Source organism: Streptococcus minor DSM 17118 (assembly GCF_000377005.1).
GTDB classification, from domain to species: Bacteria; Bacillota; Bacilli; order Lactobacillales; family Streptococcaceae; genus Streptococcus; species Streptococcus minor.
This window is the reverse complement of sequence record NZ_AQYB01000033.1, coordinates 539041-561630: the sequence shown is the minus strand read 5'-3', so window position 1 is coordinate 561630 and position 22590 is coordinate 539041. Positions and strand designations below refer to the sequence as shown.

Genomic DNA, 22590 nt, shown 5'->3' with positions numbered 1-22590 from the left:
TATTTATTTCTCGGGTGTAAAATGTGAAATTTTTGGCATAACAGATGTCGATTTTTTCATGAAAGGGATTTCATAGAATGATATACTAAGTTCAAGAATAAGAGGTAGGTTTCCTACTCCAAAGAAAAATTAAGGAGGTATTGTGATGTCACAACATCCAATTCAAGTCTTTTCAGAAATCGGCAAACTAAAAAAAGTTATGCTGCATCGTCCGGGCAAAGAAATTGAAAACTTGATGCCTGACTATCTTGAACGTCTCTTGTTTGATGACATTCCATTTTTGGAAGAAGCACAAAGAGAGCATGATGCTTTTGCTCAGGCTTTACGTGATGAAGGAGTTGAAGTACTGTACTTAGAGAAACTAGCAGCTGAATCCCTCACCACTCCTGAAATTCGAGAAGCTTTCGTTGATGAATATCTATCAGAAGCAAATATTCGTGGTCGTGCAACCAAGAAAGCTATTCGTAAGCTCTTGTTAGAAATCGAAGACAATCAAGAAATGATTGAGAAAACAATGGCTGGTGTACAAAAGAGTGAAATTCCAGCAATTTCAGAGCAGGAAAAAGGTTTGACAGACTTGGTGGAATCCAGTTATCCATTCGCCATTGATCCAATGCCGAATCTCTACTTTACACGAGATCCATTTGCTACCGTCGGAAATGCAGTTTCCCTCAACCGGATGTATGCAGAAACCCGTAACCGCGAAACAATCTATGGCAAATATATCTTTAAATACCATCCAGACTATGCTGGCAAAGTTCCTTTGGTCTATGATCGTGATGAAACCACTCGCATTGAAGGTGGTGATGAGCTGATTTTGTCAAAAGATGTGTTGGCTGTAGGAATTTCTCAACGGACAGATGCAGCGTCTATTGAAAAGCTTTTGGTCAATATTTTCGAAAAAAATATCGGTTTCAAAAAAGTTTTGGCTTTCGAATTTGCAAACAATCGTAAATTCATGCACCTAGACACTGTCTTTACCATGGTGGATTATGACAAATTCACTATTCATCCAGAAATTGAAAGTGGTCTGCGTGTCTTCTCAGTGACCTATGAAAATCAAGAATTGCGCATTGTGGAAGAACTTGGTGATTTAGCAGAGCTATTGGCAGCTAACCTCGGTTTGGAAAAAGTTGAGCTTATCCGATGCGGTGGTGACAATATTGTTGCTTCTGGTCGGGAGCAGTGGAATGACGGTTCCAACACCTTGACTATCTCACCTGGTGTGGTAGTTGTTTACAAACGAAATACCATCACGAACGCTATTTTGGAATCCAAAGGATTGCGTTTGATTAAGATTGATGGTAGTGAATTGGTTCGTGGCCGTGGTGGACCACGTTGCATGTCCATGCCGTTTGAGCGTGAAGAAATTTAAGAAAAAGAAAGAGGAGAAAATAATGACACAAGTATTTCAGGGACGTAGTTTTCTTGCAGAAAAAGATTTTAGCCGAGCTGAATTAGAATACCTGATTGATTTTTCAGCTCATTTGAAAGATTTGAAAAAACGTGGTGTTCCTCACCACTACTTAGAAGGCAAAAATATCGCTCTTCTTTTTGAAAAAACATCAACCAGAACACGGGCTGCTTTCACAACTGCTGCGATTGATTTGGGAGCTCATCCAGAATACCTTGGAGCTAACGATATTCAGCTTGGTAAGAAAGAATCTACCGAAGATACTGCAAAAGTGTTGGGTCGCATGTTTGATGGAATTGAGTTTCGTGGTTTTAGCCAACGCATGGTAGAAGAATTGGCAGAACATTCAGGTGTACCTGTGTGGAATGGCTTGACTGATGAATGGCATCCAACTCAAATGCTAGCAGACTATCTGACTGTCAAGGAAAACTTTGGTAAGTTAGAAGGATTAACTCTTGTCTACTGTGGTGATGGTCGCAATAACGTAGCCAACTCACTCTTAGTTACAGGTGCAATCTTGGGTGTCAATGTTCATATCTTCTCACCAAAAGAACTCTTCCCAGCAGATGATATTGTAGCTTTGGCTGAAGGCTATGCTAAAGAATCAGGTGCTCATGTCCTCATCACTGACAATGCTGATGAAGCTGTGAAAGGCGCAGATGTACTTTACACAGACGTTTGGGTATCGATGGGAGAAGAAGATAAATTTGAAGAACGTGTGAAAATGCTGACACCATTCCAAGTCAATATGGATTTGGTTAAGAAAGCTGGAAATGACAACTTGATTTTCCTTCACTGCTTGCCTGCCTTCCATGATACCAATACAGTTTATGGTAAAGATGTTGCAGAAAAATTTGGTGTTGAAGAAATGGAAGTAACAGACGAAGTATTCCGCAGTAAGTATGCTCGTCACTTTGACCAAGCTGAAAACCGCATGCACACCATCAAAGCTGTCATGGCAGCGACATTAGGCAATCTCTTTATTCCAAAAGTTTAAACTCTTTGAAAAGATACTATTTCTTTGAGTTCGATATTCGCTCCTTTTATAAGTTTGTGAGGGCTGAGCCAAAACACTTGGCCGGCCCTCCATTTTTTGAGTAAAGATAGAATGAGAAAAAAAGATAGAAAAAGAAGGTAGGAAGTATGTCCAATCGTAAAATTGTAGTAGCTTTGGGTGGCAATGCCATCCTCTCCTCGGATCCATCCGCAAAAGCCCAAAAGGCAGCCTTGGTAGAAACAGCCAAGCATCTGGTCAAACTGATTAAAAATGGAGATGATTTGATTATCACCCATGGTAATGGTCCACAGGTTGGTAACTTGCTCTTGCAAAATTTGGCTGCGGATTCTGAAAAAAATCCAGCCTTTCCATTGGACTCACTCGTAGCTATGACAGAAGGCTCTATCGGCTTCTGGTTGAAAAATGCTCTCGAAAATGAATTGGTAAAAGAGGGAATTGATAAGGAAGTCGCTTCTCTCGTAACTCAAGTTATCGTGGATAAGGACGATGCAGCCTTTGAAAACCTCAGCAAGCCAATCGGTCCATTTTATACAGAAGAAGAAGCTAAGATTGAAAGTGAAAAAACAGGAGCGACCTTTAAAGAAGATGCTGGCCGTGGCTGGCGTAAGGTAGTTGCTTCTCCAAAACCAATTGGTATCAAGGAAATAGGTACTATCCGCAATCTTCTTCATTCCGGTACTATCGTAGTAGCGGCTGGAGGCGGTGGTATCCCTGTTTTCCAAGAAGCAGATGGTACCTTGACAGGTGTGGAAGCTGTGATCGACAAAGATTTCGCTTCTCAAACTCTAGCTGAGTTGGTGGATGCTGATCTCTTTATCGTCTTGACAGGTGTAGACTATGTTTACATCAATTATAATAAGCCAAATCAACAGAAGTTGGAAACCGTCACAGTGTCTGAATTGAAAGACTATATTCAGCAGAATCAATTTGCTCCAGGCTCTATGTTACCAAAAGTTGAGGCTGCGATGGCCTTTGTCAACCACAAGTCAGACTCACAGGCAGTTATTACATCGCTTGAAAATTTGGGTGCCTTGATTGAATCCAATAGCGGAACAATTATTGTAAAAGAGTAAGAGCTTTCGCTTCACTATTATTTATTTTCGGAGAAAAGTTTGTTTCTGTGGTAGGAAATAGAAACAACAATACATTTAGGAGGTTTTATTATGGACCAAAAAACAAAAAAAGGCTTTAAATTGCCTTCGTCTTATACTATATTGATGCTTATTATTGCCTTTATGGCAGTGATGACATGGGTTATCCCAGCTGGACAATACCAAGTTGATGATGCTGGGAATTTAATAGCTGGTACTTATGAAAAAGTATCACAAAACCCACAAGGTATCTACGATGTCTTTATGGCGCCAGTCCGTGCGATGCTAGGTCATGGTGCGACAGATGCAGCGATTAGTGTGGCATTCTTTATCATCATGGTTGGTGCCTTCTTGGGCGTTGTAAATGAAACAGGTGCACTTGATGTAGGAATTGCTTCTATCGTAAAAAGATTCAAGGGTCGTGAAAAATGGTTGATTTATGTCCTCATGTTCCTCTTTGCCCTAGGTGGTTCTACCTATGGTATGGGTGAGGAAACCATGGCTTTCTTCCCACTCATTGTACCTGTTATGATGGCAGTGGGATATGACAGTATTACTGGTGTAGCTATTATCTTGCTTGGTTCTCAAATCGGATGTTTGGCTTCAACAGTAAACCCATTTGCGACAGTAGTGGCTTCTGATGCGGCTGGTGTCAGTGTGGCAGATGGTATGGTTTGGCGCTTGGTCTTCTTTGTTGTAATATTAGCAATGGGAATGGCCTATGTCGCTAGCTATGCTGAAAAAGTTAAAAAAGATCCAACTAAATCCTTGGTATACAAACAACGTGAAGCGGATATGGAGCACTTTAATGTAGCTGCAACTCAGGAAGTAAAAGCAGAATTGTCACCAGCACAAAAACGTGTCCTTTGGGTCTTTGTGTTAACCTTTGTTCTCATGATTTGTAGTTTCATTCCATGGGAAGACTTAGGTATTACAGTATTCGCCCAGTTTAACGAAGCTATCTTGGGTATTCCAGTTGTAGGAAATATTATTGGTTCATCTACTGCTGCACTAGGTACTTGGTACTTCCCAGAAGGTGCGATGCTCTTTGGTATTGCAGCGATTGTAATCGGCTTGGTATATGGCATGAGCGAAGAGCGTCTAGTGAAATCCTTCATGTTTGGTGCAGCTGATATCTTTAGCGTAGCGTTGATTTGTGCTATTGCGCGTGGTATTCAAGTTATCATGAATGATGGTATGATTACAGCAACCATTCTTCATATGGGTGAAGAAGGATTGAAAGGTCTCTCTTCTCAAGTATTTATCGTATTAACCTATCTCTTCTACTTGCCAATGTCCTTCTTGATCCCATCAACCTCAGGACTTGCTGGAGCATCTATGGGTATCATGGCTCCTCTTGGCGAATTTGTTAACGTACCAGCTAGCTTGGTTATCACAGCCTTTCAAGCAGCGTCTGGTCTCTTGAACTTGGTAGCTCCAACATCAGGTATTGTTATGGGTGCTTTGGCACTTGGTCGTGTTGAGATTGGTACTTGGTACAAGTTTGTAGGTAAATTGATTGTAGGCATTCTGCTTGCTTCTATTGCTATCTTGGTCATTGCAACATTCTTCTAAGAAATAGCTGTAAAGAAGTGATTCCTTTTTGAAAAGGAGAAACGATGATGGTAAAAACATTTATCACAGAGGAACACAAAAGGGATTGTGTGGCAGCCATTCAAGAGTTGGTCTCCTTTCCTTCTGTATTGAATGAAAATCAGGGGGTGACCCCTTTTGGACAAGCTATTCAAGATGTTCTGGAACATACTTTAAAATTGACAGAAAAACTTGGTTTTTCAACTTATTTGGATCCAGAAGGTTACTATGGATACGCAGAAATTGGTCAGGGAGAGAGATTGCTAGCTGTTCTCTGTCATTTGGATGTGGTCCCAGCTGGTGATTTGGCCAACTGGGAGACCCCTCCCTTTGAAGCAGTTATCAAGGATGGACACTTACATGGCCGAGGAGTTCAGGATGATAAAGGGCCTTCTATGATGGCGCTCTTTGCCCTCAAAGCTTTACTTGATGCTGGTCTAAGTCTCCGTAAAAGGGTGCGTTTCATTTTTGGAACGGATGAAGAAACACTCTGGCGTTGCATGGGTCGCTACAATCAACTAGAAGAAGTAGCGGACATGGGATTTGCGCCTGATTCAAGTTTTCCATTGACTTATGCAGAAAAAGGTCTTTTGCAAGCCAAACTTATTGGAATAGGTGATAAGGAGCTAAAACTAGAAGCAGGTCAGGCTTACAATGTCGTTCCTGCCAAGGCTAGCTACCAAGGGCCACTTTTGGCAGATATACAAGTGGAGCTTGAGAAGCTTGGCTTTGATTACGAATTAGCAGATGATTCCTTGACAGTATTAGGGCTTTCTCGCCATGCAAAGGATGCTGCTAAAGGTGTCAATGCTATTGTCCGTTTAACCAAGGCTTTGAGAAAATACTCTGATCATCCAACCCTACGCTTTATTGCAGATGTTGTGGGAGAAGATGCGACGGGCTCTAGTCTTTTTGGTCCTATCACAGACGAACCTTCAGGTGATTTGAGCTTCAATATTGCCGGTCTGACTCTCAACCAAGATTTTTCTGAAATTCGGTTAGATATTCGGATTCCAGTTTTAGCCAACAAAGAAGAACTGGTGCAACAGCTGTCCAAGAAAGCAGAAGCTTATCATCTCCATTATGAAGAATTTGACTACTTAGCTTCCCTTTATGTTCCACTAGATAGTGAGTTGGTTTCAACCTTGATGAGTGTTTATCAAGACAAAACTGGGGATATGACTCCAGCTAAATCATCAGGTGGTGCCACCTTTGCTAGAACCATGCCCAACTGTGTAGCCTTTGGTGCTTGCTTCCCAGGCTCTCTCCAAACTGAGCATCAGGAAAACGAACGGATTTCCCTAGATGATCTTTACAAGGCTATGGACATTTATGCAGAGGCTCTCTATCGTTTAGCAGTTGTAGAATAACTAAATGCAAGCCTGTTATCGGACTGAAAGAATCTCAGGCTGATAGAGGCTTTTTAAACTATTATCACAAATAGGAGGATCTATATGAGAAAAAAATGTTTAGCACTTTTTCTATTGATGTGTGCCAGTCTATTTGTTCTTGAGCCAACTGTCATGGCTTGTACAGGCTTCATCATTGGGAAAGACTTGACTCAGGATGGTTCCTGGCTTTATGGACGTACAGAAGATTTGGAACCAGATCATAATAAAACCTTTGTTGTCTACCCTCGGACTGACAATCCAGAAGGTGCAACATGGAAGGATCAGTCAAATGGATTTGAATATCCCCTTCCAGCAACTTCTCACAAATATACAGCTGTTCCAGATGTGACACCTGAGTACGGTGTATACGATGAGGCTGGTTTCAATGAGCATGGACTATCTATTTCAGCTACCGTTTCAGCTACTGCCAATGATAAGATTTTGGAACTAGACCCTTATGTTGAAAATGGACTAGCAGAGTCTTCAATGACTAGCGTTGTCTTGCAAAATGCAAAAACAGCGCGTGAGGGAGTTGATTTACTAGGAAAAATCGTAACTGAAAAAGGTTCGGCAGAAGGAAATATCGTGATTCTAGCTGATAAGGAAGGAATCTGGTATATGGAAATCCTATCTGGCCACCAGTATGTAGCGATTAAGTTCCCAGCAGATAAATTCGCTGTTTTTCCAAATACCTTCTACCTAGGTCATGTAGATTTTACAGATACTAATAATGTTATCGCATCTAGTGGAGTGATGGATTTGGCTAAAAAAGCTGGAACCTATCAGGAAGTAGATGGAGCCTTCCACGTTGCACAATCCTATAATCCACCTCAATCAGATGGCAATCGTTCCCGTTATTTCTCAGGTGTAAAGGCACTCAAACCAGATGCCGATATCACCTATGAGGACGAATATTATGAACTATTGCATTCAAGTGATAAAAAATATAGCCTAGCAGATGCGATGGCCCTTCAACGGAATCGCTTTGAAGGTTTGGATTTAAAACCTCTTGACCAAATGGAATTGGATGGAAAAGGCAAACCAGATGGTAAGAAAGCTGTCGATGGCTATGCTTATCCTATCTCCAATCAGAATGTCATGGAAGCTCATATCTTCCAACTAAAAGACAATCTACCAAAGGAAATAGGTGGAGGTATTATGTGGCTGGCTATGGGTAGCCCACGCAATGCTCCATATTTACCTTACTATGGTAATATTACAGATACTTATAAAGCTTATCAAGATAAGAGTACAGAGTATAGCCCTGATTCTTGGTACTGGGTCATCTCCCATATCAATGACATGGTAGCTCAGCATCCAGAAGAATTTGGAACAGAGGTTATCGATGAAGTGAAAAGTTTGGAGGCTGAGTGGATGAAGCAGCAAGAAACTGTGGACGAGGAAATGATCAGTTTAGTTGCCAGTGATCCAGAAAAAGCAAGCCAAAAAGCAACACAAGATAGCATGAAACGGGCAGAAGAAACCTTTGCTCGTCTCAAAGAAATTGAAGCTTCCTTGGAAGAAAGAGTAGAAGCATTATCAGCAGATGATAAATCAGATGATAAAAAAGCTGATACAACTACTTCCTCCAGCAATAACCTCCTTATTTTTGGATTGGGGGCAATCGTTGTCCTTGGTTTAGCAGGTTTTATTTATTCCCAAAAGAAATCAAAAGCTGACCAATAATCACCCCATGACTCACATTTCGCAAAACCAGTAGGAATGAGAATATTGCCTAGAGTGTCCTACCCACTCTAGGCTTTGTGCTATACTAAGATTAAAAGAATAGACAAAGGAGGAATTGTATGGAATGGACCATCAAGTCATTTAACGAACTAGGTATAGATGAGCTTTATACTATTTTATATCTTAGAACAGCGATCTTTGTTGTGGAGCAAGAATGCCCCTATCAAGAAGTGGATCATAAGGATCAGGTGTCTTATCATCTGTTCGGTCAAGACAATGGAGAAATTGTCGCCTATGCTCGGATTTTGCCTGCAGGAATTAGTTTTCCAGAAGCTTCTATTGGCCGAGTCTTAGTGGCTAAATCCCATCGGGGTCAAGGATTGGCCCAACAACTCATGGCCCGCTCCCTGGCCTTTTTGGTGGAAGAACAAGGAGAAAAACGAATCCAATTATCTGGTCAAACTTATCTGGAAGATTTTTACAAATCCTTTGGCTTCCAACCTGTATCAGAAATGTATTTGGAGGACAATATCCCACATAAAGATATGCTTTTGGAAATAAAAGATTAATCAAACAAAATGAAACACATCCTGCGGGGTGTGTTTTTTTGTAAATAGATGTGTATGATTCCTAGGAGGGGAAGAAAAAGGTTGAGGAAAACAGTCATAGTTAAACAGAATTTTTAGGTTGAAATCAGTATTTTGCCTATCTTACAAAACTGTAAGTTGACAGCTTATCCTTGTAAGGTTACCAAGTCATGTTTTCGTTATACTAAGAGTATAAAGAAATTCAGACAACTTTGGATAAAGTAGAAGGAGGGAAGTTCATGAGAGTATTCAAAAGTATCTTGGCCATTCTGGTTTTGGGAACAATGGCTATCATCAGTGTTCTCGTCTATCTGTTTTCACAACTCGTTATAAAAGGAGGTTTTGATCATGTCAAGTCTTAATCTATATAGCCTTGTGACTATCTTCTTACTCTTTGTCGGTGGCATAGCTAGTCTAGCGTTCTGGTATTGGATAGGAAGAAGACCTCTTAAACAACCTGCGTTGTCTGGCCAACCCACTATGGCAAAACCATATTTTAAGTTATAATAAAAACAGGAGTTTAACATGTTATTAGAAATCAATCATTTGGAAAAAGTTTACCGCACTCGCTTTTCAAAAGAAGTGACCAATGCCCTACAAGATGTCGATTTTAAGGTAGATAAGGGTGAGTTTATTGCCATCATGGGAGAATCTGGTTCTGGTAAAACAACCCTTCTCAATATTTTGGCAACCTTGGACAAACCCAGCAATGGTTCAGTCATTTTGGATGGAAAAGACATTACGAAGATCAAGGAAAAGGATCTAGCAAGCTTTCGTCTGAAAAACTTGGGATTTGTTTTCCAGGACTTCAATCTCCTTGATACCCTCAATGTCCGAGACAATATCTTTTTACCGTTGGTGCTGGATCGAAAAAAATATCAGGAAATGGAAAGTCGACTGACAAGTGTTGCCAAGAAGTTGCGGATTGAAAACTTGCTCAATAAGCGCCCGTTCGAGTTGTCAGGTGGACAAAAGCAGCGCGTGGCCATTGCCCGTAGTCTGATTACCCACCCTCAAATCCTACTAGCAGATGAACCGACTGCAGCTCTCGATTATCGAAATTCAGAAGATTTACTTAACCTCTTTGAGGATATCAATCTGGATGGACAAACGATTCTCATGGTAACTCACTCTGCTAATGCAGCCAGTCATGCCAATCGTGTTCTCTTTATTAAGGATGGTCGGATTTTCCACCAGCTTTACCGTGGAAATAAGTCCAATGGTGAGTTTAGTAAGGATATCTCTCTTAGCATGAGTGCCTTGTTGGGAGGTGAATAGGATGTTTTATCTCAAACTCGCTTGGAACAATATCAAAACAGCCAAAAAAGATTATGCTCCTTTTGTCCTCGCCAGCTTTATCCTTTATAGTTTGACTTGTTCGATTTTGCTAATCTTACTTAGTCCATTGCGCGAGGGAATGAGCACTGGTGCCATGGTCTTACCCCTTGGTTTGTTCGTACTAGCTATCTTGTCTCTGATTATGGAGATTTATAGCTACAGGGTCCTGCTCAAGCAACGCAGTCGTGAGTTCGGTCTCTACAATATTTTGGGGATGAATAAGCAGCAAGTGGGCTTTGTATCCACTCTGGAATTAACCCTTATCTTTCTTATCCTGATTGTATTGGGTTCTGCTTTTTCATCTATTTTTGCGAATTTTCTATATTTGATTTTTGTCAATGTCATTAACTATGATCAGTTGATTCTGACCATATCACCCTTAGCTTTTATCCTTAATGCTTTGATTTTTTCTGGGATTTTCCTAGTGCTTGCCTTAGTTGGCCTGCATCAGGTTGGAAAAACCTCACCTTTGAGTCTCTTTAGGAGTCAAGAAAAAGGTGAAAAAGAGCCACGAGGTAATCTCGTTCTCGCTTTTCTTAGTCTAATCTTTATTGGAGGAGGCTATGGCATTTCTATCTATTCAAAAGATTTATCCGCTATCACAGTGCTCCTTTATTTCTTTATCGCTGTTTTACTAGTGATTATGGGGACCTATCTTTTTTACGTTAGCTTTATAGCTTGGTATTTGAAGAAACGACGTTCCAATAAGAATTATTTTTACCAGCCCAAGCATTTTATAACGACATCCCAGATGATTTTCCGTATGAAGCAGCATGCTACAGGTTTGGCTAGTATTACTCTTTTAGCAGTCATGGCTTTTGTGTCAATTGGAACAACCTCGGCTCTTTATTTAAATACGCAAAATCATGCGGATCTAAACTTTCCGATGAATACAAAACTCACTGGGATGACAGAAAGTTTTGCTACAGGAAGTCAACAGGTTGAAGACTATCTGCACCAGCAATTAGGAGCGGATCATGAACTGTATGGCTATACGACTAGCCTTATCAATTTACCACTTGATTTAGTAGATGAAATCACTGTTACCAAGGAATCCATGCCAACGGTAAATCTTGATTCCGGTTTTGTCTATATCATCACCCAAGATGATTTCCGAGGATTGGGTAACGAGCTTCCTCAGTTGCAGGACAACCAAGTCGCTTTTTACAAGCAAAAAGGGAACAGTCATTTTAAGCGGATGAATATTCTAGGAAAAGAATTCCAGGTAATCGAAAACCTTAAGTCAGTTCGCATGCCTGAAATTGATATTACCTACAATGGAGCAGCTCTGGTTGTGGCTAATGCCCAAGTAGCAGATGATTTGCGAATGGCTTTTTCTGAAACGATGGGTGAACATGTGACTTTCGCTCCGACAAGTTTTACCATCAACATTGATTTGACGGAGGCAGAGCAAGAAAAATTAGGTGTGACCCACAATAACCTCCTCAGCGATGAATCGGGAATGGAGATTGGTTTTGTCCAACTTCGTCAGGGCTTTTTCGAAGAAGCCTATGCCATGTATGGTGGTCTTCTCTTCACAGGTGTTCTCCTAGGTCTCAGTTTTCTACTCGGAGCAGCACTCATCATCTATTACAAGCAATATTCTGAAGGACAGGAGGATAAAAAATCCTATAAGATTCTGCAGGAAGTCGGAATGTCAAAAGAACAGGTCAAAAAGACTATCTCTTCTCAAACATTATTGGTCTTCTTTATGCCCTTGGGAATTGCAGCCCTCCATTATCTAGTTGCTATTCCTATGCTAAGACAGATGCTTCTTTTCTTTGGTGTATCTAGTAGTAACCTTGTCTATCTGGTAGCAGGGGGAACTATGGTTGTGATTAGTATTTTGTACTACGGCATTTACCGTTTGACTAGCCGGGCTTATTACCGGATGATTGAGCGCTAATAGTTTCCAAGAACATAAAATACTTATTTTCTAACTCCAAGTAGCGATTTTCGCTACTTTTTTTGATAAAATAAGAGTATGAAAAAAGAGATAATCTATATTGTGGAGGATGACCAGACCATCGTCAACCTCTTGAAAAATCATCTTAGTCATTCTTATCAAGTGGTCAGTGTGACCAATTTCAGGGCTGTAGCCCAAGAAGTGGCAGAGCTCAAGCCAGCAGTTATTCTCATGGATATCACTCTACCTTATTTTAATGGTTTTTACTGGACGACAGAAATCCGTAAGCAGCTGACAGTGCCTATCATTTTTATTTCTTCTAGTGATGATGAGATGGATGCGGTGATGGCCCTCAATATGGGAGGTGATGACTTTATTTCCAAACCTTTTTCCCTCCCACTTTTGGATGCTAAGATTGCCGCTTTTTTGCGCCGGAGTCATCAGTTTAGTCAGGACGATTTTCAGTTGGATCATTTTACTCTGACCCGAGATGGTATGTTGTCAAATGGGTCCGAACAAATTTCCTTAACACCGACAGAAAACAAGATTTTGATGGTTCTCTTTAGTCACCATAATCAAGTAGTATCTAAGGAAGAGCTACTTGAGAGATTATGGGAAAATGAGAGTTTCATTGACCAAAACACTCTTAATGTCAATATGACTCGTCTGCGCAAGAAAATTTTACCGTTGGGTTTTGATCGTATTCATACAGTGAGAGGAGTTGGTTATTTACTGAAATGATTGGAGCATATTTTAAAGAATATGGCAGGTGGTATCTGCTCTATGTCTGCATGTCAGCCCTCTATTTTCTCAGTTTTTTCCTTTTTCATTTACCGGCAGCTTATTTTTTGACTAGTCTGAGTTTCAATCTATCCTTGTTGTTAGGGGCGACTATTTGGTTTTACCTTGATTTTCGAAGAAAGATGCGTCTATGGCAAGACATTATATCACTAGAAGAGTTGGAGGGTCTAAATTCACCTTCGGAGTTAGCTTTTCGTTCTGTTCTAGAAGAGATACAAATCAATGAGGCAGAGCGTTTATTAGACTTAAAAAGTCAGAATCAAGATTTGCAGGACTTGGTCAAGATGTGGAGTCACCAGATGAAGGTTCCCTTATCAGCCCTCTCACTGATGGCCCAGACGGACCAACTTGAACGACAGGAAGTCCGTCAGCAATTACTGCGTGTGGAAAATTATCTAGATACCTTACTAACCTATCTTAAGTTTTCGGATAAGAAGGATGATTTTCGCTTTGAGTTTTGCTCAGTCCGGGAAATTGTATCGGAACTGGTCAAGAAATATCGTATCTCCTTTCTCACTAAAGGCTTGTCAGTGAATCTAACAGGTGACTGGCAACTCAAATCCGATAAAAAATGGCTTTCTTTTGCCATATCTCAAGTTTTAGACAATGCCATCAAGTATTCTAGAGAAGGGGGGAGCATCCATATTCAGTTGGATGAGAAAGGATTGACCATTTCGGATACAGGAATCGGGATTTTACCAGAAGATCTGCCTCGGCTCTTTGAAGAAGGTTTCACTGGCTATAATGGCCATGAACATAAGAAAGCAACAGGTCTCGGTCTTTACATGACCAAGCAAGTCCTAGATAAGCTGGATTTGGCTATCAGTGTGGACAGTGAGGTCGAACAAGGGACCCAAGTTTCGATTTATAAACAAAAAAGAGACTGACAGCCATTCACTATATAGAACAATACTTGACAAACAAGTATTCAAAAAGGCCTGGAACCATGTTTCTAAGAAATAGTGGTTCCAAGCCTTTTATCATTTATGACCTTCTTTTCTAGCATCAATAGGAAATTATGTTACCGTTTGCTAAAGAAGAAGGGTGGTGTGAATTGTTTGAGGGTTTCAAAGCAGTCTAGGGCTGCCTCCTTATCTTCGCAGATAATCAGGCAGACATCGTCTCCGCAGACAGTTGCGACAACCTGTGGGATTTCTAGGGCATCTAGGATGGATCCAAAAGACTGAGCCAGACCAGGTAGGGTTTTGAGAACGACTTGGTGTTGGACGGGCTTGAGCATGACTAGGGCATCTTCCATGTAGAAGCGTAGGCGTTTCTCCCAGCGTGAAGGAGCGATGCTGTTGATGACATAGTAGCTAGTACCAGCCTCACTAATCTTGACCAGATTAAGCAGTTTAATATCCCGGGACAGGGTAGACTGGGTCACTTCAACCCCATTGAGTTGGAGCAATTCCTGTAGCTCTTGTTGGGTATGGATTTTATTTTCCATGACCAGCGAGCGGATAAGTTGGTGACGGCTTTCAATTTTATTCATAGTTTAACCTTCTAAGAAAGAAACATGGCATCGCCAAAGCTGAAGAAGCGGTAACGTTCTTCCACAGCATGACGGTAGGCTTCTAAGACGAATTCACGCCCGGCAAAGGCAGCTACAAGCATGACGAGGGTTGATTTGGGTAGATGAAAGTTAGTAGAAAAAGCATCCACTACTTTGAACTCATAACCTGGCTTGATAAAGATATTGGTCCAGCCGCTATCGGCTTCTAGTTGACCATCAAATTTATTGCCAATGGTCTCTAAGGTGCGGATAGAAGTCGTACCGACAGCTACCACTCGTCCTCCATTTTTCTTGACGTGGTTGAGGGTATCGGCAGCTTCTTGGCTGAGTTGGTAATATTCAGAATGCATCTCATGTTCCTCCACATTGTCTACTGACACAGGGCGGAAGGTTCCTAGGCCGACATGAAGGGTTAAGTAAACCAAATGAACTCCTTTGGCTTCGATTTGCTCCAACAACTCTTTTGTGAAATGAAGGCCGGCAGTCGGAGCAGCGGCAGAGCCGTTTTCTTTAGCGTAGACAGTCTGGTATCGCTCGCGGTCCTCTAGCTTTTCATGAATGTAGGGTGGCAAAGGCATCTCGCCTAGACTTTCCAAGACTTCAAGAAAAATTCCATCATAGCTAAATTCAACAATTCTTCCGCCATGCTCTAGTTCCTCTAAAACAGTAGCCATGAGACGACCATCTCCAAAGGAAATCCTGGCACCAACACGTAGGCGCTTAGCAGGTTTGGCTAAGACTTCCCACTGATCAGCTTGGGTATTTTTCAACAGAAGCAATTCTACATGTCCATGTGTGTCTGGTTTTTCGCCATAGAGACGAGCAGGTAATACTCGGGTGTTATTCATGACCAGTGCATCACCGGGCTTTAGCTGGTCCAAGATAGCATCGAAATGGCTGTCTGTCAGAGTCTTTTGTTTTTTGTCCAAGATGAGTAGGCGGGAGGAATCACGTACTTCCAAAGGGGTTTGAGCAATCAGCTCTTCAGGTAAATCAAAGTCAAAATCTGTAGTATTCATAGTTGTCCTTAGTGAGAAAAAATAATAAATAAAAAGTAAATGAGTAGAGCAAAGGGAGTGGCCATAAGAAGACCTCCGATAAGGGTCAGGGTGTACTTGAGGCCTTTTTGACTGCGGAGAAAGTAGGCACTCAGACACAGTCCAAAACCGATAAAAAACAGAATCAATAATTGGTACAACATGCTTTTATTATACCATACTTTTTCTTGGCATTAGGGGAAAGGGGTTGACAAAAATTGGTATATACCATATAATGAATATGACAACTCTAGGAGGACAACAATATGAAAATCATAACTGTAAAAGATGCCCAAGCGGGTGGAAAAGTAGCCTTTGAAATTCTGTCAGAAAAGCTGGCAGCTGGTGCCAAGGTTCTTGGTCTAGCTACTGGTAGCACCCCTATTCCACTCTACCAAGAGATTGTCAAGAGTAATCTTGATTTTTCCGATGTAACCAGCGTAAATCTGGATGAATATGTGGGTTTACCGGTGGAAAATGAGCAGAGCTATGATTATTTTATGAGAGAGCATTTATTTAATGCCAAGCCTTTCAAGCAGAGTTTTTTGCCAAATGGTTTAGCGGAGGATTTGCAGGAAGAGATCAAACGCTATGACGCAGTTATTGATAGCCATCCTGTTGACCTGCAGATTTTGGGGATTGGTCGCAATGGTCATATTGGCTTTAACGAGCCAGGAACATCCTTTGATATTACTACTCATGTTGTAGACTTGGCTCAGGATACCATTCAAGCCAATAGTCGCTTCTTTGATACTATTGATGATGTGCCAAAACAAGCTATTTCCATGGGGATTGCTTCTATCATGAACTCCAAAACCATTCTCTTGTTGGCTTTTGGAGAGGAGAAGTCCGATGCAATAGCCCAGATGGTCAATGGTCCTATTACAGAAGAACTGCCAGCTAGCGTATTGCAACAGCATGCTGATGTTATCGTTATCGCTGATGAAGCTGCTGCTTCAAAACTATAACCTCCCCTCCTTTGAACCCTGATTGCCTCGGGGTTCTTTTTCTTTTTATGATACAATAAAGACATGAGACTAGATAATGCAATCATCAGTACTGGCTTGGCCAGTCGCAAACAAGTGAGACGCTTATTGCGAAGCAAACAAATCACAGTTGATGGGCAAACTGTCACAAAGCCGGGCTTAATTATTGATAGCCATCTACAGGATATTCGAGTAGCAGGAGAGAGGTTGCGGACAGAAAAGGAACGGTATTTTATTCTTAATAAACCAGCTGGTGTTCTATCTGCTTGTGTTGATCATCAGCATCAGACGGTTTTGGATCTGTTGCAAGAAACAGATAGAGTTGCTGGTGTGTATCCTATCGGACGATTGGACCGAGATACCGAGGGACTACTCCTCCTGACTAATAATGGACCACTTGGATTTCGTATGTTGCATCCTAAGCATCATGTGAACAAAGTCTACTACGTAGAGGTGAATGATGTTTTAGATTCTGATGCACCAGACTTTTTTCAACAAGGAGTGACTTTTTTAGATGGAACGACTTGCAAACCTGCCCAGCTGGAAGTTCTCTCGCGTCAAAAAGGTCATAGTAAGGCACGCATCACTATTTCAGAAGGGAAGTTTCATCAGGTTAAAAAGATGTTTTTAGCCTACGGAGTCAAGGTTACGTATCTCAAACGAATCTCATTTGGAGGCTTTATCTTAGAAGATTCTCTATCATCAGGAACTTATCGGGAGCTAACAGATGATGAGATTCCGATTTTGATGACGTATTTTGATTAGGAGATAGAAAGAGCCCAGTTGGTACTCAACTGGGCTGTGTTTGTTTCAAAAGATAGAGGAAGTAGGGAGCTCCGATAAGGGAGACGATAATACCGGTTGGGATCCCAGTTCCTACTAGGAGTACACGACCGATAGTATCTGCTAAGAGTAGGAGGCTACTACCAATTAGCATACTAGCTGGGAGACTAATTCGGTGGTCATTACCTAACCAATGACGAGTGATATGCCCTGCAATCAGACCGACAAAAGTGATGTTTCCAACTAAGACGACACTCAATGCTGCAAGAGCAGTCGCCAACATTAGGACAATCATTCGCTCCTTTTGTAGCTGAAGTCCAAGAGCCATGGCTGTTTGGTCATTTAGATTCATGATATTGAGAGCACGACTGCGACTAAACGAAAGTACCCAAATCAAAACCAGAAGAGGAGCATAGATAGCTAAAGTTGTCCAGTCACCACCATTGACCCTACCACTGAGCCACTGTACTATATACTCCATTTTGAAGTCGTTCAAGCGACTGATGATACTGACCATGATTCCAGCAAGCATACTGGAAATCCCTACGCCTGTGATAATCAATCGGGTTGGGTGGATACCATAATGCTTCTTTTTTGCAATGAGGTAAACTATTAAAGTGGTCAAAGCTCCACCCAGCATAGCAAAGAGGGGCATAAAGGCCAAGAGAGTAGGATGGATATGATTAGATAAGCCAACTAGAATGGCCACTGCCAATCCAGCACCAGTATTGATCCCCAAGATGCCTGAATCTGCTAGAGGATTGCGCGTCAGAGTTTGTAAGAGAAAGCCAGCTAGAGCTAGAGAAGCCCCACCAACAACTGTCGCTAAAATACGTGGCAAACGAATCTGACTGACAATGAATAAAGTAGATTGATTCGAACGTCCTGCTACCATATCTAGAATATCTAAAAAAGAGGAATGAGAATAACCAGTAGATAGAGAAAGTGTCCCACCAACTAAGAGTAGAATAATCAGAAAAGAGAAGATACCTAGGAAATGCTTCTTCTTCATCATATGTGTTCCCCCTTTCGGATGAGCCAGAGGAAGCAGGGTAGACCAATGATACTGATGATGGCACTGATAGGAGTTTCTACCGGTGGATTGATAATCCGACAAATCAAGTCTACCCAGAGAAGGAAGCTAGCTCCTGCAAAAGCTGTTAGAGGGAGAAGTAGCCGATAGTTTTTTCCAATAAACATACGAATAAAGTGAGGGATAATCAGACCGACAAATGAAAGCGATCCTACTAAGGCTACTGCCGCAGCTGATTGTAAAAGAACAATTCCTAGCAAAACTAGCGTCATCAACAGGGTTCTTTGTCCCAAGTTCTTTGCCACTGTTTCATTGAGATTGAGAATGGTCAACTGATGAGCAAATATTTGGGCTAAAATGAGACCTAGTATGATAAAAGGAGAAATAATAGTTATCATTTTCCAGTTGACTTGTACTAGTCCTCCCGCCTGCCAGCCGATGACTGTAGTCGATAGGTCAAAGTAGATGGTTATAGCCTGACCAATGGCTGAAAAAAGGGTAGCAACCATAGCACCAGATAGGATTAAACGCAGCTGATGATAGCCCTTTTGAGATTGGTATGAGAGACCAAAAACGAGAATAGCTGATAGAAAAGAGCCGAGTAGACAGATCAACAAAATCTGACTGTAATGCAAATTTCCCACAGTGGCATAAGCCAAGATGAGAGCCAGACCTGCTCCCGCATTGATACCTAGCAAGCCAGGATCAGCAATAGCATTGCGCGTGATACCTTGCATCATAGCCCCAGCTTGGGCCATAGAAGCTCCAATCATGATGGCAGCTATTATTCTAGGAAAACGAAGATCGAAGATAACATCTTGGACCGCAGAATCTCTCAATGGGTGCTGAAGTACAGTCATGAGTTGTTCATGGCTATAAGAGACAGCACCAAACCGCAGGCCCAAGTAGCAGCCCAGCAGAAAGAATGAGGCGATGGTTAAAAAAACAAGCCAAATTTTCTTTGGCTTCGTTAATCGATAAAGAAGAAGTTCTTCTTGGTTCATGTGTTTATTTCCTTTTTACTTGACCTCTTTTACAGCCTTAATAAAGGCTTCAATTTGTTGGTCTAGGGACATAGGGTCAGAGAAGTAGAAAAGGTTATAGTCTACTTCGATGATATGGTTCGCTTGAACAGCAGGTAAATTCTTCCAGATGTCACTTTCTTTAAGGGAAGCAGCAGCCTCTGTCGTTTTCGAATTCACATTGACTAGAGCATAGTCTCCAATATAATCAGGCAAGGCTTCTTGTGATACACCAAACCAGCCATCTTTACTGATGATATCTTCTTGAACCTTGGCAGGAGCTGCAAAGCCAAGTGATTTGTAGACCAACTCTCCACCGCGACCAAAGTTATCACCGTACAGATAGATATTCTTATCAAAGAAATCCATCACAGTGAAAGTTGTCTTTTCATCGATAAGTCCGCTTAGCTCATTCTTAGCCAAATCTACTTTTTCTTCCCACTGACTTAACCATGCTTGAGCTTCTTTTTCTTTACCAAAGATTTGTCCCAAATCGCTCAGCATTTGTAGGTAGTCACTCTTGCCATAAGTAATCTCAATGACAGGAGCAATTTTTTTCAAGGTCTCCAAGTTCTCATCGCCTGCAAAAACTAGAATCAGATCTGGTTCTTGAGCTGCGATAGCCTCAGTATCAGCAGTAGTCAGTTGTATAGCATCTTTAAGTTTGTTGCCAAAAGCAGGGCTATCCTTTTCCAAATCTAGGCTATAGCTAGCTACATCAATTCCCAACTGTAGCAAATAACCAGTGTAAGAATAGGTAAAATTAACAACTTTTTTAGGGTTTTTCGGAATATCACCATGATAAGCGATGCCTTCTATCGTGGGCATGCTCGATAGCTCCGCTTTTTTTGCGCTTTGTCCAGCTGAGCAAGCTACTAAAAAGACAACGGCAACGAATAAACTGAGTGATGTTAGAAACTTTTTCATTTTTTCTCCTTTTACTGTAATAAATCATAGGTGAGCAAAATGGGGTAATCTTTTCCCGGAGCCTGTACCAGTTGCCCCTCAATATCAAAGATTTCCTTGAGGATGTCGGCTGTCATAATATCAGAAACAGACCCATGATGATAAATCTGCCCCTTTTTCATGGCAATCATATAATCTGAAAAACGAGCTGACAAATTGACATCATGTAGCACCATAACAATGGTTTTCTGTTTAGTCTCATTTAAATGTTTCAAGAGTTCTAAGACTTCTAACTGGTGGTTGAGGTCTAAGTAGGTGGTTGGTTCATCCAGAAAAATGATATCTGTATCTTGAGCCAAAGCCATGGCAATCCAGACTCGCTGCCTCTGTCCGCCGGACAAGTCATCCACAGGTAGCCGAGCATAAGATGTAGTTTGAGTCACTTCCATAGCCCAGTTGATTTTTTCTCGGTCCTGATTGGAGAGATGTCCCAAGCCATTTTGATGAGGAAAGCGACCGTAGGATACCAACTCATAGACGGAAATCCCTTCGGTTGCTTCTAAGACTTGGGGAAGAAGAGCCAACTTTTTAGCCACCTTTTTGGTAGGGAGTTGGTTGATAGCTAGGCCATCCAAGTAGACCATTCCCTTTTGAATAGGAAGAATCCTTGTTAAGGCTTTGAGTAAAGTCGACTTACCACAACCGTTAGAACCAATAATCGTAGTAATTTTTCCCTTGGGAATCGTTGTCGACAGTTCATCAATAATAGTCTGGCTCTCATAAGCGACTCGAATGGCTTCAGCTCGAATGGATGTCACAAAAGTCCTCCTTTCCTATCGATACACAATCCATAGGATGTGTCTAACTTCTAGAGTTTTCAATTATTATTATATCAAAACTTTCTCATAAAACAATAGTTTTCTGACAATTTGGCAAAAATTAAAACCAGGAAAACCTGGTTCAAACTTATAAATAAAGGGAAGCTACTTGACGATCTCCCGGATAAGCTACCTTTTCATCGTGAACGATTTGATAGGCATCAGCACCTTTTCCAGCAATGATGACTGCATCAGAAGGTGCAGTAGTCAAGGATAAGGCCTTCCTGATTGCTTGTTCTCGATCGACAATGATTGTCAACTGGCGGTCAACATAAGAAGCGATTTCCTCAGCAATGTGCTGTGGATCTTCACGGTTTGGGTCATCTGCAGTCAAAATTACCTGCAAGTCAGGCCTATTTTGAATGACACGACCAAAATCAGCTCGCCGGCTCTCTGCCTTATTGCCAGTTGATCCAAGAACGAGAATATTCTTTCCTGTTTGATGCTCGGATACGACGGACAACAGTTTCTCTAGGCTGTCCCCGTTATGAGCGTAATCCACAAAGACCTTGGCCCCATTTTTCTGGGTCAATACTTCCATGCGACCCGGTACAGAAGTCTGGGCAATACCTGCCTGAATATCTGTATGACTAGCTCCTAGACGGAGACAAGCAAGTCCTGCTGCTGTAGCATTTTCCTGATTGAAATACCCAATCAGCTGAATATCATAATGACCGGCCATTTTTCCAGATACCTCAAAAGAAAAAGCACGACTGGAGAGAATCTCATTTTCCGTATGGGTCCCATAAAAATCATGGTCTTTTTGAGCAACCTGCTCCGCCACGACCTCGAAGTTATCCATACCTGCATTGACTATGACAGCTTGACTATTGTCCATCAAGAGTCTTTTATGATAGAAATAATCTTCGAAATTAGGGTGTTCTATCGGTCCGATATGATCAGGGCTGATATTGAGAAAGACACCAACATCAAAAGTTAAGCCATAGACTCGCTTGACTAGGTAAGCTTGGCTGGAGACTTCCATGATGAGATGGGTCATGCCATTCCCTACAGCCTCCGCCATCATCTTGAAGAGGTCTAGACTTTCAGGTGTGGTCAAATTGGATTTGAAAAAGGTCTGACCATCTAGGGTAGTATTCATAGTGGATAGCATAGCTGGTTTGTGGCTTTGTTTTAATATATGGTAGGCAAAATAAGCAGCCGTTGTCTTGCCCTTGGTTCCTGTAAAAGCTAGGAGTTTTAGTTTTCGTTCAGGGTGATCGTAAAATTCCATAGCAATTAGGCTCATGGCTTGCTTGACATCCTTCACTAAAATTACTGGGATACCCACCTGATAGTCGATTTGACTAACATAGACCTGTAAGCCAGTAGCCACTGCCTTTTCTAAAAACTCTTTTTTAAAGGCTGCCCCCTTGACGAAAAAGAGTGTATCAGAGGTAGCTTGACGGCTATCATAGCTGATGTGTCTAAAACTGAGCTTGCTAAGGCCTCCAGCTTCGTTCAAGAGATTATCATCTTCCCTTAAAATACTTAATACAGTTTCTATTTTTATCATATCTCTATTGTAAACCGATTAGAACAGAATGACAAGTGAAAATAGCCATTTATCATCTGACTGATAGACTATAACTAAGATTCTCTTT

The 22590-nt window shown here is 41.4% G+C and carries 21 protein-coding genes; 14 read left to right on the top strand and 7 right to left on the bottom strand.

The window, feature by feature from the left end; translation table 11 throughout:
• Nucleotides 1-142 precede the first annotated feature (142 nt).
• From arcA to F602_RS0109015, 12 genes are all read left to right on the top strand, one after another.
• Entirely contained in the window at nucleotides 143-1375 is a 1233-nt protein-coding gene (gene arcA / locus F602_RS0109075) for an arginine deiminase (RefSeq protein ID WP_040840128.1), read from the top strand.
• A 22-nt stretch (nucleotides 1376-1397) separates the two neighbouring features.
• Nucleotides 1398-2411: an ornithine carbamoyltransferase gene (gene argF / locus F602_RS0109070; protein WP_018167662.1), complete on the top strand. Its 1014-nt coding sequence runs from the start codon at nucleotides 1398-1400 to the stop codon at nucleotides 2409-2411.
• 146 nt (nucleotides 2412-2557) lie between these two features.
• On the top strand, nucleotides 2558-3505 hold the full coding sequence (gene arcC / locus F602_RS0109065; RefSeq protein WP_018167661.1) for a carbamate kinase: 948 nt from the start codon (nucleotides 2558-2560) through the stop codon (nucleotides 3503-3505).
• A gap of 90 nt (nucleotides 3506-3595) precedes the next feature.
• Nucleotides 3596-5098: a YfcC family protein gene (locus tag F602_RS0109060; RefSeq protein WP_018167660.1), complete on the top strand. Its 1503-nt coding sequence runs from the start codon at nucleotides 3596-3598 to the stop codon at nucleotides 5096-5098.
• 44 nt (nucleotides 5099-5142) lie between these two features.
• On the top strand, nucleotides 5143-6486 hold the full coding sequence (locus F602_RS0109055) for a dipeptidase (protein WP_018167659.1): 1344 nt from the start codon (nucleotides 5143-5145) through the stop codon (nucleotides 6484-6486).
• 84 nt (nucleotides 6487-6570) lie between these two features.
• Entirely contained in the window at nucleotides 6571-8193 is a 1623-nt protein-coding gene (locus tag F602_RS0109050) for a C69 family dipeptidase (protein ID WP_018167658.1), read from the top strand.
• Between the two features lie 119 nt (nucleotides 8194-8312).
• A complete protein-coding gene (locus F602_RS0109045) occupies nucleotides 8313-8762 on the top strand; it encodes a GNAT family N-acetyltransferase (RefSeq protein WP_018167657.1) in 450 nt (149 codons plus the stop codon).
• Nucleotides 8763-9019: 257 nt separating this feature from the next.
• Nucleotides 9020-9142, top strand: coding sequence for a hypothetical protein (locus F602_RS11170; RefSeq protein ID WP_018167656.1), 123 nt, complete (start codon nucleotides 9020-9022; stop codon nucleotides 9140-9142).
• A gap of 163 nt (nucleotides 9143-9305) precedes the next feature.
• Nucleotides 9306-10058, top strand: a complete 753-nt coding sequence (locus F602_RS0109030) for an ABC transporter ATP-binding protein (protein ID WP_018167654.1) — start codon at nucleotides 9306-9308, stop codon at nucleotides 10056-10058.
• Between the two features lies 1 nt (nucleotide 10059).
• Nucleotides 10060-12024, top strand: a complete 1965-nt coding sequence (locus F602_RS0109025; protein WP_018167653.1) for an ABC transporter permease — start codon at nucleotides 10060-10062, stop codon at nucleotides 12022-12024.
• A gap of 78 nt (nucleotides 12025-12102) precedes the next feature.
• A complete protein-coding gene (locus tag F602_RS0109020) occupies nucleotides 12103-12765 on the top strand; it encodes a response regulator transcription factor (protein ID WP_018167652.1) in 663 nt (220 codons plus the stop codon).
• Nucleotides 12762-13712, top strand: coding sequence for a sensor histidine kinase (locus F602_RS0109015; RefSeq protein ID WP_018167651.1), 951 nt, complete (start codon nucleotides 12762-12764; stop codon nucleotides 13710-13712). Before F602_RS0109020 ends, F602_RS0109015 begins: the two co-directional genes overlap by 4 nt.
• A gap of 134 nt (nucleotides 13713-13846) precedes the next feature.
• Here the strand turns inward: F602_RS0109015 and F602_RS0109010 are convergent, their stop codons facing one another.
• Together F602_RS0109010 and queA are read right to left on the bottom strand one after the other, a co-directional pair.
• Nucleotides 13847-14320: an arginine repressor gene (locus F602_RS0109010; RefSeq protein ID WP_018167650.1), complete on the bottom strand. Its 474-nt coding sequence runs from the start codon at nucleotides 14318-14320 to the stop codon at nucleotides 13847-13849.
• An 11-nt stretch (nucleotides 14321-14331) separates the two neighbouring features.
• A complete protein-coding gene (gene queA / locus F602_RS0109005) occupies nucleotides 14332-15360 on the bottom strand; it encodes a tRNA preQ1(34) S-adenosylmethionine ribosyltransferase-isomerase QueA (protein WP_018167649.1) in 1029 nt (342 codons plus the stop codon).
• A 284-nt stretch (nucleotides 15361-15644) separates the two neighbouring features.
• On the opposite strand from queA, the gene nagB reads away from it, so the two are divergent.
• Both nagB and F602_RS0108990 read left to right on the top strand, forming a co-directional pair.
• On the top strand, nucleotides 15645-16346 hold the full coding sequence (nagB, locus tag F602_RS0108995; RefSeq protein ID WP_018167647.1) for a glucosamine-6-phosphate deaminase: 702 nt from the start codon (nucleotides 15645-15647) through the stop codon (nucleotides 16344-16346).
• Nucleotides 16347-16409: 63 nt separating this feature from the next.
• Nucleotides 16410-17129, top strand: a complete 720-nt coding sequence (locus tag F602_RS0108990) for a pseudouridine synthase (protein WP_018167646.1) — start codon at nucleotides 16410-16412, stop codon at nucleotides 17127-17129.
• Nucleotides 17130-17154: 25 nt separating this feature from the next.
• Here F602_RS0108990 and F602_RS0108985 read toward each other — a convergent pair whose 3' ends face one another.
• From F602_RS0108985 to F602_RS0108965, 5 genes are all read right to left on the bottom strand, one after another.
• Nucleotides 17155-18162, bottom strand: coding sequence for a FecCD family ABC transporter permease (locus F602_RS0108985; protein WP_018167645.1), 1008 nt, complete (start codon nucleotides 18160-18162; stop codon nucleotides 17155-17157).
• The gene (locus F602_RS0108980; RefSeq protein WP_018167644.1) at nucleotides 18159-19184 is read right to left on the bottom strand and encodes a FecCD family ABC transporter permease; all 1026 of its coding nucleotides are present in this window, start codon (nucleotides 19182-19184) and stop codon (nucleotides 18159-18161) included. Before F602_RS0108980 ends, F602_RS0108985 begins: the two co-directional genes overlap by 4 nt.
• Nucleotides 19185-19199: 15 nt before the next feature.
• Nucleotides 19200-20129, bottom strand: coding sequence for an ABC transporter substrate-binding protein (locus F602_RS0108975; protein ID WP_018167643.1), 930 nt, complete (start codon nucleotides 20127-20129; stop codon nucleotides 19200-19202).
• Nucleotides 20130-20140: 11 nt separating this feature from the next.
• Entirely contained in the window at nucleotides 20141-20926 is a 786-nt protein-coding gene (locus tag F602_RS0108970) for an ABC transporter ATP-binding protein (RefSeq protein WP_018167642.1), read from the bottom strand.
• Nucleotides 20927-21074: 148 nt separating this feature from the next.
• Entirely contained in the window at nucleotides 21075-22502 is a 1428-nt protein-coding gene (locus F602_RS0108965; protein ID WP_018167641.1) for a UDP-N-acetylmuramoyl-L-alanyl-D-glutamate--L-lysine ligase, read from the bottom strand.
• Nucleotides 22503-22590 lie beyond the last annotated feature (88 nt).

What these genes read in the sequence shown, in the direction of transcription:
- argF (WP_018167662.1), top strand. Translation starts at nt 1,398, where the DNA reads ATGACACAAGTATTTCAGGGACGTAGTTTTCTTGCAGAAAAAGATTTT.
- arcC (WP_018167661.1), top strand. Translation starts at nt 2,558, where the DNA reads ATGTCCAATCGTAAAATTGTAGTAGCTTTGGGTGGCAATGCCATCCTC.
- F602_RS0109060 (WP_018167660.1), top strand. Translation starts at nt 3,596, where the DNA reads ATGGACCAAAAAACAAAAAAAGGCTTTAAATTGCCTTCGTCTTATACT.
- F602_RS0109055 (WP_018167659.1), top strand. Translation starts at nt 5,143, where the DNA reads ATGATGGTAAAAACATTTATCACAGAGGAACACAAAAGGGATTGTGTG.
- F602_RS0109050 (WP_018167658.1), top strand. Translation starts at nt 6,571, where the DNA reads ATGAGAAAAAAATGTTTAGCACTTTTTCTATTGATGTGTGCCAGTCTA.
- F602_RS0109045 (WP_018167657.1), top strand. Translation starts at nt 8,313, where the DNA reads ATGGAATGGACCATCAAGTCATTTAACGAACTAGGTATAGATGAGCTT.
- F602_RS11170 (WP_018167656.1), top strand. Translation starts at nt 9,020, where the DNA reads ATGAGAGTATTCAAAAGTATCTTGGCCATTCTGGTTTTGGGAACAATG.
- F602_RS0109030 (WP_018167654.1), top strand. Translation starts at nt 9,306, where the DNA reads ATGTTATTAGAAATCAATCATTTGGAAAAAGTTTACCGCACTCGCTTT.
- F602_RS0109025 (WP_018167653.1), top strand. Translation starts at nt 10,060, where the DNA reads ATGTTTTATCTCAAACTCGCTTGGAACAATATCAAAACAGCCAAAAAA.
- F602_RS0109020 (WP_018167652.1), top strand. Translation starts at nt 12,103, where the DNA reads ATGAAAAAAGAGATAATCTATATTGTGGAGGATGACCAGACCATCGTC.
- F602_RS0109015 (WP_018167651.1), top strand. Translation starts at nt 12,762, where the DNA reads ATGATTGGAGCATATTTTAAAGAATATGGCAGGTGGTATCTGCTCTAT.
- F602_RS0109010 (WP_018167650.1), bottom strand. Translation starts at nt 14,320, where the DNA reads ATGAATAAAATTGAAAGCCGTCACCAACTTATCCGCTCGCTGGTCATG.
- queA (WP_018167649.1), bottom strand. Translation starts at nt 15,360, where the DNA reads ATGAATACTACAGATTTTGACTTTGATTTACCTGAAGAGCTGATTGCT.
- nagB (WP_018167647.1), top strand. Translation starts at nt 15,645, where the DNA reads ATGAAAATCATAACTGTAAAAGATGCCCAAGCGGGTGGAAAAGTAGCC.
- F602_RS0108990 (WP_018167646.1), top strand. Translation starts at nt 16,410, where the DNA reads ATGAGACTAGATAATGCAATCATCAGTACTGGCTTGGCCAGTCGCAAA.
- F602_RS0108985 (WP_018167645.1), bottom strand. Translation starts at nt 18,162, where the DNA reads ATGATGAAGAAGAAGCATTTCCTAGGTATCTTCTCTTTTCTGATTATT.
- F602_RS0108980 (WP_018167644.1), bottom strand. Translation starts at nt 19,184, where the DNA reads ATGAACCAAGAAGAACTTCTTCTTTATCGATTAACGAAGCCAAAGAAA.
- F602_RS0108975 (WP_018167643.1), bottom strand. Translation starts at nt 20,129, where the DNA reads ATGAAAAAGTTTCTAACATCACTCAGTTTATTCGTTGCCGTTGTCTTT.
- F602_RS0108965 (WP_018167641.1), bottom strand. Translation starts at nt 22,502, where the DNA reads ATGATAAAAATAGAAACTGTATTAAGTATTTTAAGGGAAGATGATAAT.